At 61.9% G+C, this 16005-nt stretch carries 15 protein-coding genes; 7 read left to right on the forward strand and 8 right to left on the reverse strand.

Features of this window, described 5'->3' with window-relative positions; translation table 11 throughout:
• Window positions 1-4 precede the first annotated feature (4 nt).
• Window positions 5-898, forward strand: coding sequence for a cation diffusion facilitator family transporter (locus MHH62_RS20610; RefSeq protein WP_060766661.1), 894 nt, complete (start codon window positions 5-7; stop codon window positions 896-898).
• Here the strand turns inward: MHH62_RS20610 and MHH62_RS20615 are convergent.
• Window positions 895-1857, reverse strand: a complete 963-nt coding sequence (locus tag MHH62_RS20615) for a DUF6515 family protein (RefSeq protein WP_198833176.1) — start codon at window positions 1855-1857, stop codon at window positions 895-897. The genes MHH62_RS20610 and MHH62_RS20615 overlap by 4 nt on opposite strands.
• 427 nt (window positions 1858-2284) lie before the next feature.
• Between MHH62_RS20615 and MHH62_RS20620 the strand changes: the two genes are divergently transcribed.
• Together MHH62_RS20620 and MHH62_RS20625 are read left to right on the forward strand one after the other, a co-directional pair.
• Window positions 2285-2764 (forward strand): Lrp/AsnC family transcriptional regulator, encoded by a 480-nt coding sequence (locus tag MHH62_RS20620; protein WP_003194418.1) that lies wholly within the window; start codon window positions 2285-2287, stop codon window positions 2762-2764.
• 186 nt (window positions 2765-2950) lie between these two features.
• Window positions 2951-3160, forward strand: coding sequence for a DUF2788 domain-containing protein (locus MHH62_RS20625; RefSeq protein ID WP_025999909.1), 210 nt, complete (start codon window positions 2951-2953; stop codon window positions 3158-3160).
• Here the strand turns inward: MHH62_RS20625 and MHH62_RS20630 are convergent.
• From MHH62_RS20630 to MHH62_RS20645, 4 genes are all read right to left on the reverse strand, one after another.
• The gene (locus MHH62_RS20630; RefSeq protein ID WP_019818056.1) at window positions 3155-3787 is read right to left on the reverse strand and encodes a pseudouridine synthase; all 633 of its coding nucleotides are present in this window, start codon (window positions 3785-3787) and stop codon (window positions 3155-3157) included. The two genes, MHH62_RS20625 and MHH62_RS20630, sit on opposite strands and share 6 nt — an antisense overlap.
• Before the next feature lie 71 nt (window positions 3788-3858).
• Window positions 3859-5331, reverse strand: coding sequence for an AMP nucleosidase (gene amn / locus MHH62_RS20635; protein ID WP_161981173.1), 1473 nt, complete (start codon window positions 5329-5331; stop codon window positions 3859-3861).
• 183 nt (window positions 5332-5514) lie between these two features.
• A complete protein-coding gene (locus MHH62_RS20640; RefSeq protein ID WP_038451618.1) occupies window positions 5515-7167 on the reverse strand; it encodes an acyl-CoA dehydrogenase family protein in 1653 nt (550 codons plus the stop codon).
• A 68-nt stretch (window positions 7168-7235) separates the two neighbouring features.
• Entirely contained in the window at window positions 7236-9635 is a 2400-nt protein-coding gene (locus tag MHH62_RS20645) for a hybrid sensor histidine kinase/response regulator (protein ID WP_038451620.1), read from the reverse strand.
• A gap of 275 nt (window positions 9636-9910) precedes the next feature.
• Between MHH62_RS20645 and MHH62_RS20650 the strand changes: the two genes are divergently transcribed.
• The 4 genes from MHH62_RS20650 (at window position 9911) to MHH62_RS20665 (ending at window position 13444) form a co-directional block, all read left to right on the forward strand.
• The gene (locus MHH62_RS20650; protein WP_019818058.1) at window positions 9911-10708 is read left to right on the forward strand and encodes a hydroxymethylpyrimidine/phosphomethylpyrimidine kinase; all 798 of its coding nucleotides are present in this window, start codon (window positions 9911-9913) and stop codon (window positions 10706-10708) included.
• A 30-nt stretch (window positions 10709-10738) separates the two neighbouring features.
• Window positions 10739-11368, forward strand: a complete 630-nt coding sequence (gene thiE, locus MHH62_RS20655) for a thiamine phosphate synthase (protein WP_014720063.1) — start codon at window positions 10739-10741, stop codon at window positions 11366-11368.
• Between the two features lie 11 nt (window positions 11369-11379).
• Window positions 11380-12663, forward strand: coding sequence for a glutamate-1-semialdehyde 2,1-aminomutase (hemL, locus tag MHH62_RS20660; RefSeq protein WP_019818059.1), 1284 nt, complete (start codon window positions 11380-11382; stop codon window positions 12661-12663).
• A gap of 226 nt (window positions 12664-12889) precedes the next feature.
• The gene (locus MHH62_RS20665; RefSeq protein WP_014720065.1) at window positions 12890-13444 is read left to right on the forward strand and encodes a tetratricopeptide repeat protein; all 555 of its coding nucleotides are present in this window, start codon (window positions 12890-12892) and stop codon (window positions 13442-13444) included.
• On the opposite strand, the gene MHH62_RS20670 is transcribed toward MHH62_RS20665, so the two are convergent.
• From MHH62_RS20670 to MHH62_RS20680, 3 genes are read right to left on the reverse strand one after another with little or no spacing between them, the layout of a single operon-like run.
• Window positions 13445-14557, reverse strand: coding sequence for a succinylglutamate desuccinylase/aspartoacylase family protein (locus MHH62_RS20670; protein ID WP_020301981.1), 1113 nt, complete (start codon window positions 14555-14557; stop codon window positions 13445-13447). It lies immediately after the preceding gene.
• A gap of 8 nt (window positions 14558-14565) precedes the next feature.
• Complete coding sequence (locus tag MHH62_RS20675; protein ID WP_014720067.1) at window positions 14566-15276, reverse strand: ABC transporter permease; 711 nt, start codon at window positions 15274-15276, stop codon at window positions 14566-14568.
• Complete coding sequence (locus MHH62_RS20680; RefSeq protein ID WP_339231778.1) at window positions 15273-15989, reverse strand: ABC transporter permease subunit; 717 nt, start codon at window positions 15987-15989, stop codon at window positions 15273-15275. The genes MHH62_RS20675 and MHH62_RS20680 overlap by 4 nt, the downstream gene beginning before the upstream one ends.
• Window positions 15990-16005: the final 16 nt, after the last annotated feature.

Raw genomic sequence — 16005 nt, forward strand, 5'->3', positions numbered from 1 at the left:
GCTCATGACCAGCAGCCCCGAACACGCAAGGCTCTTGCGCCTAGCCACCCGCGCCTCGGTGGGCGTGGCCTGTGTGTTGATTGTGACCAAGGCCATCGCCTGGTGGCTCAGCGGCTCGGTGAGCATGCTCGCCGGGTTGACCGACTCGCTGCTCGACGGCGTGACCTCGCTGCTGAACTTGCTGGCGGTGCATTACGCCCTGCGCCCCGCCGATGACGATCATCGTTATGGGCATGGCAAGGCAGAGTCGCTGGCGGGTATGGCGCAAGCCTTGTTTATCGCCGGCAGTGCGGTACTGATTGCGCTCCAGGCCTATGAACGGCTCAAGCATCCGGAGCCGGTCGGCGCACCGTGGCTGAGTATCGGCGTGATTATCTTGTCGCTGGGGCTGACCATGGCCCTGCTGATGCTGCAACACCGCGTGGTGCGCGAGACCGGCTCCAACGCGGTGCGTGCCGACTCGCTGCATTACCGCTCAGACTTGCTGCTCAATGGCAGCATCCTGATTGCGCTGGTGTTGGCAGGCTTTGGCTTTCATCAGGTCGACGCCTGGTTCGGCCTGGGAATCGCCGCTTACATTCTGTGGAGCGCGATCCAGATCGCCCGGGAAAGCTTTGCGGTGTTGATGGATGAAGAGCTACCGCCGGATGTCAGCCAGCACATGCTGGATCTGGCCCGTGGCGTGCCCGGCGTACTGGGTGCCCACGACTTGCGTACGCGGGTTTCCGGCAACCACTGGTTTGTGCAGTTGCACCTGGAGTTGCCGGGGGAATTGACGCTGTCGGTGGCCCATGGCATCAGCGACCAGGCCGCCGATGCCATTCACCGGGAATACCCGAAAGCCGAAGTGCTGGTGCACGCCGACCCACGGGAAGTGGTCACCGGTAACAAGGCCTAGTACTGCACCTGATACCCCCGACTGCCCAGGCAGTTGCCCTGGGCCTGGCGGTAGGTTTGCACCACCGCAGGGTCCGGGGCGTAGGTGACGGTGCGCGGGTCGAAGCCACTTTGTTGCACCGCCCAGCGATAACAGTCGTAGCCGTCCTGCTGTACCTGGGCTGGCGACTGGCCGTTGGCCGGGTAAGCCACCACGTCATAACCGTTGCCTTGAGGCGTCGGCGGAGGTGATGGCACCTGCGTCGGAGGTTGTACCACCACGTATTGTTGGGTGCTTTGCTCGTAGGCGTAATAGGCGCCTGCGGCGAGGAACAACAGCGAGCCGCCTACCCACACTTCACGTGCGTAGTCCGGCAGGTAATGCACGCGGATGCCGTAGGGCGGCGTCACCACCACGTAGCGCGGGCCTTGGGGGCGATACCAGTAGCCACCGGAGAAAAAGTAGTCCTGGCCACGGTAAGGCACGCGGTAATTGCGGTCGGGAAAACGGTCGATGACATAACCAGGGCGATGTTGCGGGCCCGGGCCCCAGCCGTTGCCATGCCCGTCGGGGCGGCCTGGCCAGCGGTTATCACCGGGGCGATCGTTACCCGGACGCGAACCGGGGCCGCCGGCCTCCCAATGCCGGTTGTCATCGGGGCGTCTGGGAATATCACGGTAATAACCCTGGCGCGGCTCCTGGGTCTGGCGCGCGGTATCGGGCCGGCCCTGGATCGGCAGGTTATTGGAGGGTTGCGGTTGCGGTGCTGGTCGCCCCGGCTCATGACCTTGAGGCCGACCCTGCCATTGGCCACCCTCGTGCTGGCCGCCACGATCACCCTGCGGGTTTTGTGGGCGTGGCTGATTGTGCTCAGGCCGTTGCCCCTGGCCCGGTGAGTTATCGCGTTCGTCGGCCATCGCCTGGGAGCCGACGCTGACCACCAGCAAACCAACACCTGCCATACGCCAGATGCGCTTCATGCTTTTCCTCACTGCGGATTGGGGCTTGATCATGAGACTGGAAAAGCCTCGCCCGGTTCTGAGACAGGTTATCAGTCACGAGAACTATTTTCTGAAGGCAAAACGCGCACAAAGAAAAAGGGGTGACCCGTCGGCCACCCCTTGAGAATTTCGTCCTGGCTCAACGCTTTTGACGTTGGCTCACCTCACGCCGTCTTGTGGACAGTGTGCAGCCTGGAGGCCGGCTCAACCCTGCTGGGGCGGCGGCCGCAACGGGCCTGATTGGGCGCGTTGCGGTGGACTGTTGTCCAGGCGGTGATTCTGTTGGTAATCATAGGCGTGCCGGGCGGGCAGAGGATTGCGAAGATTGCGTCAATAAACAGTGCTTGCGCAATTTTTAACCCTTCATGGATAATTAACCGCAATAGTTACGACAAAGGCCAACCCAATGAGCAAGCTTGACCGATACGACCTGAGTATTCTGGCGGAATTGCAGCGCGACGCGAGGATCTCCAACCAGGAGCTGGCCGAACGCATCGGCCTGTCGCCTTCGCCCTGCTCACGCCGGGTCAAGCAATTGGAGGACGACGGCTACATCGCCCGCCAGGTCGCCCTGCTCGACCGCAAGATGCTCGGCCTGAGCCTCACCGCTTATGTATTGATCGGCATGGACCGTCACACGCCGGAACGCTTCGAGAATTTCGAGGCCGCCATCCGCACCCTGCCGCAAGTGCTGGAGTGCAGCCTCGTGACCGGGATGGATGCGGACTACCAGTTGAAGGTGGTAGTGCCGGACATGGATCACTATCAAAAATTGCTGCTGGGGCATCTGACCCGGATCGAAGGGGTGACCAGCGTGCGTTCCAGCTTTGTGCTGAACCAAGTGCTCAACAGCACCGAACTGCCCCTGACCCACCTGCGCACCTGAGAACAACGGTGGGAGCTGGCTTGCCTGCGATGGCGGCGGGCCAGTTTGCATCACGGTACCTGACAGACCGCTATCGCAGGCAAGCCAGCTCCCACAGTTCGATGGTGTAGGACTCAGGTCAATGTTGCGTTTGTGACGCTGCCGTATACTGCTCGCTTGTCTTGTCGGAAGAGTCCCATGAACAACATCGACCCCGCCCTGTTTGAAGAATGGATGATGACCGGCCTGGTCACTATCCTGATCATTTTCATGGGCTTCATCGTCTGGGACCTGGCGAAGAAATCCAAGGCCGGGCGCTTTGGTTCGTTCATCCTGTTTTTCGTGTTGGGCCTTGGTGTGGCAGCGTTCATCATCAAGAGCGTGGTGATCGGCCTGATTGAATCCGGCGCCTTATAAGCGCGCCGGCACTGCCTTCCATTGGCCTTGATCCAGGCCGTCGATAGACCAGTCGCCAATGCGCACGCGCACCAGGCGCAGCGTCGGCAGGCCCACTGCTGCGGTCATGCGCCGTACCTGACGGTTGCGCCCTTCACGAATCACCAACTCCAGCCAATGCGTCGGCACGCTTTTGCGAAAGCGTACCGGCGGGTTGCGCGGCCATAACGCCGGTTCATCCAGTTGCCGAGCCTCGGCAGGCAAGGTCATGCCATCGTTCAGCTCGACACCATCGCGCAGACGTTGCAGCTGTTCTTCAGTCGGCTCACCTTCCACTTGCACCCAGTAGGTTTTCGCCAATTTGTGCTTGGGATCGGCGATGCGCGACTGAAGCTGGCCATCGTTGGTCAACAGCAGCAAGCCTTCGCTGTCACGGTCCAGGCGCCCCGCCGGGTAAATACCGGGAATATCGATAAAATCCTTGAGCGTCGCGCGCCCGCCTTCGTCGCTGAACTGGGTCAGCACATCGAACGGTTTGTTGAACAGGATCAGCTTCGGCTCGGCCGGTGGCGCCTTGGCGACACGTCGAACAGGCTGCGAAGGTTTCACGCCTGGGCGGCGCGAATCGGGACGGGTAGGACGGGACATGGCAAAGGAACATCTAACGGTCAGGACCGACAATGCTAGTGGCCTGACCGCCAAATGACCATCCCAACCGCTTAGCGGAACGGCGGTTCGTCGAAGCTGCGCAGTTTGCGCGAGTGCAACGAGTTGAGTTCGGTGCGCAACAGGTCGACCGCCTCGATGCCGATCTTCAAATGCTGGCTGACCGCACGCTCGTAGAACGCGTTGGCCGAACCCGGCAGCTTGATCTCGCTGTGCAGCGGCTTGTCGGATACGCATAACAAGGTGCCGTAAGGCACGCGCAAACGGTAACCTTGGGCGGCGATGGTGCCGCTTTCCATGTCCACGGCCACGGCGCGAGACAGGTTGATCAGCGGCCGCTCCTGGGCCCAGCGCAGTTCCCAGTTACGGTCGTCGTAGGTCAGCACGGTACCGGTGCGCAGGCGTTTTTTCAGCTCTTCGCCTTTTTCGCCGGTGACTTTCGCCGCCGCTTGCTGAAGCGCCAGCTGCACTTCGGCCAGGGCCGGGATCGGGATGTTCGGCGGTACTACACGGTCCAGAATCCCGTCGCGGCGCATATAGGCGTGGGCCAGTACGTAGTCGCCGATGGTTTGGGATTGGCGCAAGCCGCCGCAGTGGCCGATCATCAGCCAGCAATGCGGGCGCAATACGGCCAGGTGGTCGGTGATGTTCTTGGCGTTGGACGGGCCCACGCCGATGTTCACCAGGGTCACGCCGTGGCCGTCAGTGGCCTGCAGGTGATACGCCGGCATCTGGTAGCGGTGCCAGACCACGCCGGCGGCAATGGCCGAGGCTTCGCCGTGGTCCATGCTCTTGTCGATGACCACGTTGCCCGGCAGCACCATGCGGATAAAACGCGGGTCACTGCGCAGTTGCTCCAGGCCATGCAGGATGAACTGGTCCACGTAGCGGTGGTAGTTGGTCAGCAGGATCCACGGCTGTACATGGCGCCAGTCGCTGCCGGTGTAATGCACCAGGCGGCGCAGGGAAAAATCCACACGGGCGGCATCGAACAGGGCCAGGGGCAGCGGGTCGGTGTTTTCCCAGTCGTACAGGCCATCGGCAATGCCGTCGGTGGCGGCGGACAAGTCGGTACTGGGGAATACACGGGCCAGGGTCGCGGCGGTGACGCCGGAGCCGGCCAGTTCATCGCCCTGCTCCACCACGTACGGATATGGAATGTTCTGCTGGCTGACGCCTACTTCCACCGTGACGGTGAAGTCGTGCATCAGCGGCACCAGTTGCTCCAGCAGGTACTTACGGAACGCGGCCGGGTGGGTCACGGTGACGCTGTAGGTCCCCGGCAGTTGCACCTTGGCATACGCCCGAGTGGTTTGGGGGACTTCACCGTGGCAGTGGTAGGTCAAGCGCAGTTCCGGGTAGCGAAACAATGCGCGCTGCTCGGCGTCGGGCTCGACGCGGTCCTTGAGGTATTGCTTGAGCGCCTGGTTGAGCGCGCCAGTGGCACGCTCATGCAGCGCCGCCAGCCGGTCCACGGCTTCTTCGGCGGTTTTAACGACAACAAAAGCTTCGGTCACGGTAAGCATCCTGTGTTCTGACTTGCAGGCCTTTATCTTGCCTGTATCCAGGCCTCACCGAAACACCAGAAGTGGAATGCGTTGATAGGTGGGAGCTGGCTTGCCTGCGATAGCGGTCTATCAGCTACATAATTGCTGGCTGGACCACCGCTATCGCAGGCAAGCCAGCTCCCACATTTGGATTGTGTTTATTCAGAGCGATTGCGGGGTTGAGCGGGCGACAATTGCTTCCACGTCGACGCCACGCGGCAAGGTGCCATATACCCGCCCCGACGACTCACCCAACCGGCTGGCGATAAACCCATCACTCACCGCCGCATTACCCGCCTCCAGCAACAACTTGGCCTGTAACGCCAGGGCGATGTCCTCGGTCAGTTGCCGCGCCCGATACTGGATGTCCTGGGTGTCCATGAATGCCGCCTTCAACTGCTCGATATGCCGCGCCAACCGCTTGTCGCCGTGGCCATCGCCCAGCTCCACAAACAACGCCTCCAGTACCCCCGGCTCTTTGGACAGGGCACGCAATACGTCCAGGCACTGCACATTGCCGGAACCTTCCCACGTCGAATTCACCGGTGCCTCGCGGTAAAGGCGCGGCAGGATGCTGTCCTCCACATACCCGGCGCCGCCCATGCATTCGGCGGCTTCGTTGATCATCGCGGGCGCGCGTTTGCAGATCCAGTACTTGCCCACGGCCGTGACCAGCCGGGCGAACTTGGCTTCATGTTCATCATCAAGATGATCCAGGGCGCGCCCCATGCGCAGGCTCAAGGCCAGGGCCGCTTCGCTTTCCAGGGCCAGGTCGGCCAGCACGTTCTGCATCAGCGGCTGCTCGCTGAGCACGCGGCCACCCACCTGCCGATGAGCGCAGTGATGGCTGGCCTGGGTCAGCGCCTGACGCATCAAGGCGCTGGAGCCGACCATGCAATCGAAGCGGGTCATGGCAACCATTTCGATGATGGTTGGAACGCCGCGGCCTTCTTCACCGACCATCCACGCCAGGGCGCCGCGAAATTCCACTTCGCTGGAGGCGTTGGAGCAGTTGCCGAGTTTGTTCTTCAAGCGCTGGATGTAGAACTCGTTGCGCGTGTCATCCGGGCGGTGCCGGGGCAGCAGGAAACAGGTCAGGCCCTTGTCGGTCTGGGCCAGGGTCAGAAAGCCATCGCACATCGGTGCCGAGCAGAACCACTTATGCCCCACCAACTCGTAGGCTTGGCCAGGGCCACTCGCGCCCACGGGGTAAGCGCGGGTGGTGTTGGCGCGCACGTCGGTGCCGCCCTGCTTCTCGGTCATGGCCATGCCGATAGTAGCGCCGGCCTTGTGGGCGATGCCGACATTGCGGGGGTCGTATTGGGTACTGAGGACTTTAGGCAGCCAGAGGTCCGCCAGCTCCGGTTGCAGGCGCAGGGCCGGGACGCAGGCGAAGGTCATGGTCAGCGGGCAGCCGCTGCCGGCTTCGGCCTGGCTGTGCAGGTAGGTCATCGCCGCACGCGCCACATGGGCGCCCGCCTGGGGATGGGCCCACGGCAACGACGGCAGGCCATGCTCGACGGCGGTGCGCATCAGCTCGTGATAAGCCGGGTGAAACTCAACCAGGTCAATGCGATGGCCATAACGGTCATGGCTGCTGAACACCGGTTTGTTCTGGTTGGCCAGGAAGCCGGCTGCCATCAACGGCCCACCCGCCAGCGCGCCGTAGGCATCAATGCGCGCTTGGGCCCAGCCGGCGCCAAAGCGGCGTGACCATTCCTGCAAAGGCAAGTCGATGCGATACAGGTTGGTGCCGTCCAGGGACGGTGGCTGGTTGGTGACGTCGTGGGTTTCGGCAAACTGATGCAGGTTCATGACGGGCCTCCTGGAAAAAAGGCCGCATGAACAGTGGCCCGGAATTCAGTTAAGCACCGTGCAAGACCTTAAAAAAGTGGCATACGCGCCGAATGTTCGGCGCTTTCACCCTCATCCGCGCACAGCACGCTACGTTCAAGTGCCGCCTGCAAAGCATCGAAACGCACCGGCTTGGCCAGCCGATCCGTCATGCCAATGCCATGGCAGCGCTCACGCTCCGGCCCATTGGGCGAAGAGCTCAGGGCGATCACCGGCAATTCACCGCAGCCAGGCAATGCGCGAATCTGACAGCACAACGAAAAGCCACCCTCTGGCACATCCAGCAGCACGGCGTCGAAGCTATGCCCTTGCAATGCAGCGAGTGCCGCCGGGCCGCTGTCCACGGTTTTGACCCGGTAACCGAGCTTGAGCAACATGCCACGCACCGCCAGTTGGCCCACACTGTTGTCGTCCACCAACAGTACCGTGCACTCCTGAGGCGCACGCTGTGCAGGCAGCGTTTGCGTGGCGGGCGTCACCTGCTGCGGCACGGCGCTGACGTCCACTTCCAACTGGAAGCGACTGCCTTTACGGGGCTCAGAATGATGGGTCAGGCGCCCGCCCAGCAGTTCGATCAACTGCCGGCAGATCGCCAGGCCAATGCCCAGGCCGCCGTATTCACGCGTCATCGAGCCGTCCAACTGAAAGAAACGCTGATACAGCGTGGCCTCATCGAGAAAGGCGAAGCCGATACCGGTGTCGGTGACGATAAAGCTCAGGTGCAAGGCGCCATCCCCTTGGGGCACGCCCACCACTCGCAAGCGCACCGCGCCGACGTGGGTGAATTTGAAAGCGTTATCGAGCAGGCAATCCAGGCACTGGAGCAGTTTGTCGGCATCGCCGATCAGCCGGTCCGGCACCTCATCGGCCACATCAATGGAGAACGCCAGGCCTTTGCTCTGGGCGCTGCCGGTGAATTGCTGGCGCAAGGTATCGAGCGTGCCGCGCAGGCTGAACACTTGTGGCTGGGCCACCAGGCGACCGGCCTGCAATTCGGTGAGGGTGAGGATGCCGTTGACCATGCGCATCATGTCCCGCGCCGAGCCGGCGGCGGTTTGCTGGTACTGCGTCAGGTCATCGTCCAATGACACGGTTTGCATCAGCTCCAGCGAGCCGATCACACCGTTCATCGGCGTGCGCAATTCGTGGGTCAGGGTGGCGAGAAATTCGTCTTTGAGGCGATTACTGCGGGCCAGTTGCTGGTTGAGCGCTTCCAGCTTCTGGCTGGCATCGAGGAGAATCTGCGCCTGCTGTTCGCGCATGCCGTTGATGCGGTCGGCCAGGGCCAGGGACAACAGCGCCACTTCAATGGCTGAGCCGAGCTGGCTGGCGTACATGGTCAGGAACACGTTAGGCAGGTAACCCAGCACCATCAGGGTGTTGACCACCCCGCCGAGCAGGAAAGCCGACCAGGCGATGATGAAATAACGCGCCATGCGCTGCCCGCAATACCAGGCCTTGATGGCCGCCACGAAGATGGTCACGGTAAACACCAGCGCCAGCGCAGTGGCCAGGCGCAGGGCCACGGCGTAACTGGTCAACAACGCCAGTGCCATCACCAACCCTCCACAGGCCGCGAGCGCCAGCAGGATACGGTTGAGCCAGCGGCTGTGCTGCGCGGTGTGCAGGAAACTGCGCGCGAACAGGCTGCCGAACAAGGCCGCCGAGCCGATCAGGAAGGGCACCGCCGCATTCGCCCACCACGGGTTGTTCGGCCAGAAGTACTCCACCGCGACGCCATTGACCGACAGCTGATACAAGCCGAACGAGGCGATATAGAGGATGTAATACAGGTAGCTGGTGTCGCGCACGCTCAGGTAGATGAACAGGTTGTAGATCAGCATGCCCAGCAACACACCGTAGATGGCGCCGAGCACGTACAAGCGCAGCGGCTGCTCCTCCATGTAGGCGGTGCCGGCCCATAATGTCAGCGGTGCCTGGATCGAGCCTTGGCTTTGCAAGCGCAGGTAGACGGTTTGTTGCTGGTCGGGCAAGAAGCTGAGCTTGAACAGGTAGTTGCTCTGGCTCACCTCACGGCTGGAAAACGGCAACGCGCTGCCGGTGCGGGTGGTGAGGCGGAAGTGACCAGTGCCGTCGTCCTGGTAAAGGTCCAGGCGATTGAGCGGCGGGTAGGCCAGTTCCAGAAACCAGGTGCGTGGTGCCCGGGGATCTTTGGCGGTGTAGTGCAGGTTGACCTTCAGCCAGAACACCGAGCGTGAATAGCCGGCATTGAGCGTGTCTTTGTCGTGGGTCTTGAATTGGGCGGCATAGGCGGGGGAACTGACATCGGCGATGGTGAGGGCATCGGTTGGGTCTTCGAGCACTTGCATGACCCGGCCCAACGGGAGGCTTCGCGTGTCCTGGTTGAACTCGACGGCGCTGGCGAGCATCGGCAGCCCGCACAATAAAAAAATCAGCAAATAGCGCATAGAGCCCCAGCGTAGCCTGGTCCGGTTGTGTCAAAAGCCCCCCATTCCTTTTGAGAAGACGTACACCGGCGATACAGTAAGTTGTTTGGATGCACTTTAGCATAGCCAGTAAAAGCCATTAGCCACCGCGGGAACTTTTTTTAGGACAGCTCTAGAGCAATGCTTTCAGCTCATCTCAGTGCAGCGCTCAGCCACGGCAAATCGCGCCGCAGCGGCAAACTCCTGCCATCGCCAGGCAGCCACGCAAAAAGCGTTTGGTGGTAAGCTCGCGCACCATGAATATCTACAGCTCTCGCCCCGTTGTCCTCTGTCTCTCCGGCCACGACCCCAGTGGTGGCGCCGGCCTGCAGGCAGATATCGAAGCCCTGCTCGCCCAGGGTTGCCACGCGGCCCCGGCCGTCACCGCGTTGACCGTGCAAAATACTGTCAATGTCAGTGATTTCCGCGTGCTTGACCGTGAGTGGGTACTGGCCCAGGCCAATGCCGTGCTCGGTGACTCTGAAGTTGCGGCAGTCAAGCTGGGCATGCTCGGCTCCACCGCGATGGTCGACACCGTGGTCGAACTGCTGCAGGCGCACCCGCATTTGCCGGTGGTCTGCGACCCGGTGCTGCGCGCCGGCGGCGGCGGTAGCCTGGGCAAGGACGAGGTCGGTTATGCAATGCGCGAGCGGCTGCTGCCCTTGTCATTGATCGCCACCCCCAACCTGCCCGAAGCGCGCATCCTCGCGGAACTGCCCGACGGCAGCGCCGACGACTGCGCCGAGAAGCTGTTGCCGTACATCAAGCACCTGCTGATCACCGGCGGCCATGGCGACGAGCACGAAGTGCACAACCGCCTGTACAGCCGCGACGGCACGCGCCAGACCTTTACCTGCCAGCGTTTGCCCGGCAGTTATCACGGCTCGGGTTGCACCTTGGCCAGTGCGCTGGCCGGGCGCATTGCCCAAGGCGAAGGTTTGGCCAGCGCCGTGCAAACGGCTCTCAACTACACGTGGCGTACCCTGCGTGATGCCGAACAACTCGGCCAGGGCCAGTTCGTGCCGCGTCGATTGCCGCTGGATTTCTGCTCGTAACTTATCGCTCGTCAGCAAGGGGTTTGCCCGATGAAACTACGCGGCCTTTACGCCATTACCGACAGCCAACTGTTGGCCGGCAAATTCCTCGCCTACGTCGAGGCGGCGCTGGACGGTGGCGTCACCCTGTTGCAGTACCGCGACAAAAGCAGCGACGAGGCACGGCGCCTGCGTGAAGCCGAAAAGCTCTATGAACTGTGCTCGCGCTACAAGACTCAATTGATCATCAACGACGATGCCGAACTGGCCGCGCGACTGGGCGTCGGCGTACATCTGGGCCAGACCGACGGCCCGCTGACCTCGGCCCGGGCACTGCTCGGCGCCAAGGCGATCATCGGCGCCACCTGCCACAGCCAGATCGAACTGGCCGAACAGGCCGCCAAAGAAGGCGCCAGCTACGTCGCCTTCGGCCGCTTCTTCAATTCCACGACCAAACCCGGCGCACCCGCCGCCACCGTTGACATGCTGGCCCAGGCCCGCAAGCGCCTGCACCTGCCGATCTGCGTAATTGGCGGCGTCACCCTGGAAAACGCCGAGCCGCTGGTGGCCCACGGGGCTGACCTGCTCGCCGTGGTCCATGGCCTGTTCGGTGCCGACAGCACCCAGGAAGTCACCCGCCGCGCCCGTGCATTCAACGACCTTCTTAAATCTTCAGTTTAGAGAGCCCGATCATGTCCCGTTCCGAAACCCTGTTTGCCAACGCCCAGAAACACATCCCCGGCGGTGTGAACTCCCCCGTGCGTGCGTTCAAGAGCGTGGGCGGCACGCCGTTGTTCTTCAAGCATGCCGAAGGCGCCTACGTCACCGATGAAGACGACAAGCGCTATGTCGACTACGTCGGCTCCTGGGGCCCGATGATCCTCGGCCACAGCCATCCGGATGTGCTGGAGGCGGTGCGCCAGCAACTGCAACACGGCTTGTCCTACGGCGCCCCGACCGCGATGGAAACCGAGATGGCCGACCTGGTCTGCTCGATCGTACCGTCGATGGAAATGGTGCGCATGGTCAGCTCCGGCACCGAAGCCACCATGAGCGCGATCCGCCTGGCCCGTGGTTTCACCGGCCGCGACAACATCATCAAGTTCGAAGGCTGCTACCACGGCCACTCCGACAGCCTGCTGGTGAAAGCCGGCTCCGGCGCGCTGACCCAGGGCGTTCCCAATTCCGCTGGCGTACCTGCGGCATTCGCCAAGCACACCCTGACCTTGCCGTTCAACGACATCGCAGCCGTCGAGCAGATGCTCAGCGAAGTCGGCCAGGACGTTGCCTGCATCATCGTCGAGCCGGTTGCCGGCAACATGAACTGCGTTCCACCGGCCCCGGGTTTTCTTGAGGGCTTGCGCGAGCAGTGCGACAAGCATGGCGTGGTGCTGATTTTTGACGAAGTGATGACCGGTTTCCGGGTCGCCCTCGGTGGCGCCCAGGCTTACTACGGCGTTACGCCAGACCTGAGCACCTTCGGCAAGATCATCGGCGGCGGCATGCCGGTAGGCTGCTTCGGCGGCAAGCGCGAGATCATGCAACACATCGCCCCGCTCGGCCCGGTATACCAGGCAGGCACCTTGTCGGGTAACCCACTGGCCATGGCCGCCGGCCTGACCACCCTGCGCCTGATCAGCCGCCCGGGCTTCCACGCCGAGCTGACCGACTACACCACGCGCCTTCTCGACGGCCTGCAACAACGCGCCGACGCCGCCGGAATCCCGTTTGTGACCACCCAGGCCGGTGGCATGTTCGGCCTGTACTTCAGCGGCGCCGACGATATCGTCACCTTCGATGACGTGATGGGGAGCGATGCCGAGCTGTTCAAGCGCTTCTTCCACCTGATGCTCGAAGGCGGCGTGTACCTGGCACCGAGCGCCTTTGAAGCCGGCTTCACCTCGATTGCCCATGGCGAAGCCGAACTGAAATTGACCCTGGATGCTGCCGAGCGCGCCTTCGCGGCCCTGAAATAAGTGACGGCAACCTCTGACGTTGCCCCTGGCAGCGTCAGATTTGCTACTTTGCTTACAGAGAATTCCTGGTTTTTTCGAGAATTGCACTGCAATCCGGCAGATAACTTGCCCAAGCAGCAGAAAAACGAGTAAAGACTTTGTAAGCAGAGGCCTGCTTATTTCATAATGCGCGCTTATTGGACTCCCTCGAGGGTCCGCGCGCCCCGTCAGAGGTAAGTCGATTCCCATGAAACGCACCGGCCGCACCCTGGTTCTGGGCTGCCTGTTGCTCCTTCAACCGCTACTGGCACATGCCCAGGCCGGCGGCAACTCGTTGTTAATTCCAGCGATGGGTCGTTGCACCCTCAATACCCAGCCAGAGAGCCAGGCCGAAGCCCTGAGCGCGTGCCAGAAACAGGCCGAGGACGGGGATGCGCAGGCGCAATACGAGTTGGGCGAGTACTACCACGACAGCAAGAACCCGGCCGTTGACCTCAACAAAGCGTTGAGCTACTTCGAGAAAGCCTCGTTGCAGGGCCACGCCCAGGCGCAATACCAGTTGGGCAACATGTTCTTCAAAGGCGAAGGCGTGCCGGCCAACAACATTCAGGCGTACATCGTGCTGAAAATGGCCGCGGTCAATGGCGCCGAAGACGCGCTGGACACCGCCGACGAAGTCGCCGAGCACATGCAGCGCGATGAACTGGAAGTGGCGACCCAGGTGCTGGGGCAGATTTTCCGCAACTACCTGCAGGAGTTGCAGAGCGCCGATGGGCGTTCGCCTTTCTCTCCCCTGCCTTGATCACGGCGATAACAGGTAGCCCTGTCGATACGCCGTGACCCCTGCGACGTGGGCAATCGCCATACCGGCGCTTGCCATTCGGCGTATTGATCGTACATACAAAAGCCCTGCACGCTCACACGCTACCTCGGTCACACGGTCTGTAATCGGATCGATGACGTGCGCCACGATTTGTCCTGCTTCCAGGTAATCCCCCACCTGCGCGCAAAACACAATCAAGCCTCCCACCGCACTCACCACCGGCTCGACCCCCGCCAAGGGTGTTGGCGGACTCAATAACGCCGGTAGTGGAGGCGCTTGCCCCTCAACGCCTCCCTGCAAAGTCAGATAGTTGATCAACGCCTGACAATCCTGTCGCGCCAGCCCGTGGCTCACATCAGCCACGCCGCGCAACTCCACGGTCACGGCAAAACCCGGCGCCGCAAAGACCCCAGGGAAACGCGCCTGCATCCGTGCCCAGAACAAGGTGTAGCAATCGTCGAACGAATGCCCGCCCGCGTCCGGGCTCATAAAGCAGGCCCGGGCGCCCAGGTACCGCGCCAGCGGTTCCACCTGGGGCCAGGCGTCCGGTGCCAGGTACAGGTGCTGCACCGCCTCGAAATCACAATGCAGGTCCAGCACTCTGTCGGCGTCACAGGCCAGCGTTTGCAGGGCCAGGCGCAGGGAATGCAGCTGGGTCGCCGGCACCTGGCTGACAAGGGTTTGCCGCAAGGTCGCGCGGATCAGGTGCAGGTTATGCGCAGGATCATCAGTCAGAACATCCTGGACCTGATCCCCGACCTGCTGGCTGACGTCGACGAAGAAGCGATTGAAGTTCTCTCGACTGTCGTTATCGAAGCGTCCCTGCGGCACGTCCATCAGCACCTGCTCCAACCCCAGCGGATTGGCCACCGGCACCAGCACCACCTGCCAACGCAGCGCACCTTTGGCCTCCAGATCTGCCAGCCGTTGTTTGAGATGCCACAACACCAACATCCCCGGCAGCTCATCGGCGTGCAGGGACGCCTGGATGTAAACCTTGCTCGGCGCATCGGCTGGGCCGTAATGAAAACTATGAATATGCCGCGTGGTACCTGGCACAGCCGTCAACAGTTCATGTCTGCAAGTCTGCATATCGCCTCCTATCGATTCGAATCAAGAAAGCTCAGCCAGCGTCGTTCTGCCAGACGGAACAGGCAGATCAACGCGAACGTAATGCACAAGTAGAGCGCCGCGGCCAGGCCAAAGGATTGGAAGGTGAGGAAGGTTGCAGCGTTGGCATCCCGCGCGACTTTCAGGATATCCGGCACCGTTGCCGTGAACGCCAGGGTGGTGGAATGCAACATGAAGATCACTTCATTGCTGTAGTAGGGCAACGACCGGCGCAGGGCCGAGGGCATGATCAAGTGCACGTACAGCTTCCAACCGTCGAAACCCAACGACCGTGCAGCCTCGATTTCACCGCGCGGCATCGCCCGGATCGCGCCCGCGAGTATTTCCGTGGTGTAGGCCGCGGTATTGAGGGCAAACGCCAGAAGGGTGCAATTGAGCGCTTCGCGAAAAAAAGCATCCAGCAACGGTTGCTCGCGAACGGCGCCAATGCTGTAGATGCCGGTGTAGAAGATCAGCAACTGGATATACAGCGGTGTGCCGCGAAACACGTAGGTAAAGCTTTGCACCGGCCAACGCAGCCAGCGTCGGCTGGACGTCCTGGCAATGGACAGTGGCAACGCCAACAGCAGGCCCAGGCACGAAGAGGCGCTAGTCAGCCACAAGGTCATGGCCAGGCCGGTGATTTGTTGGCCGTCAGAATAGATAAACGGCCGCCAATACTCCTGGATAAGCTCGATCATGATGATGATTCCTGCACACCGTCACTATACCGACGCTCCAGCCAGCGCAACGCCGCGTTTGAAACACTGCTGAGCAACAGGTAAACCAGCGCCGCCAGCAGCAGAAAAGCCAGTAATTGCTGACTGCTCTTGCCCGCCATCTGCGCCACTTTCACCAAGTCTGCCAAGCCGATGATCGACACCAACGCCGTGGCCTTGAGCAAGACCATCCAGTTATTGCCCAGCCCCGGCAGGGCAAACCGCATCATTTGCGGGAATATCACATGCACAAAACTCTGCCTGAAGGTCAGGCCAAGGGCTTTGGCAGCCTGGAACTGGCCCCGGGGCACAGCCAGCAACGCGCCGCGAAAGGTTTCGGTGAAATAGGCGCCGTAGATAAACCCCAGAGTGATCACGCCGGCGCTGAAAGGGTCGACATCGATGTAGGCCCAGCCCAATTCGCTGGTCAGACGACTCAGGCCTGTCTGCAACCCGTAGAAAATCAACAGCATCAACAACAGGTCCGGAACCCCGCGAATCAAGGTGGTATACACCTGCGCGCACAGGCGCCATGCCCTGACCCTGGACAGCTTGGCGCCTGCCCCCAGCAGGCCCAGGATCAGCCCCAGCAGCAATGACAACAGTGCCAGTTGCAGGGTGACCCAGACCCCGTGCAGTAACATCGGCAAAAAACCGCCCAGGGACGCGGCGAATTGAGTGAAGGCAGGTAGCATGATTGTGTCCTCGCTG

Origin of the sequence: Pseudomonas sp. FSL L8-0168 (assembly GCF_037976155.1) — a bacterium.
Classification (GTDB): Bacteria; Pseudomonadota; Gammaproteobacteria; order Pseudomonadales; family Pseudomonadaceae; genus Aquipseudomonas; species Aquipseudomonas paracarnis.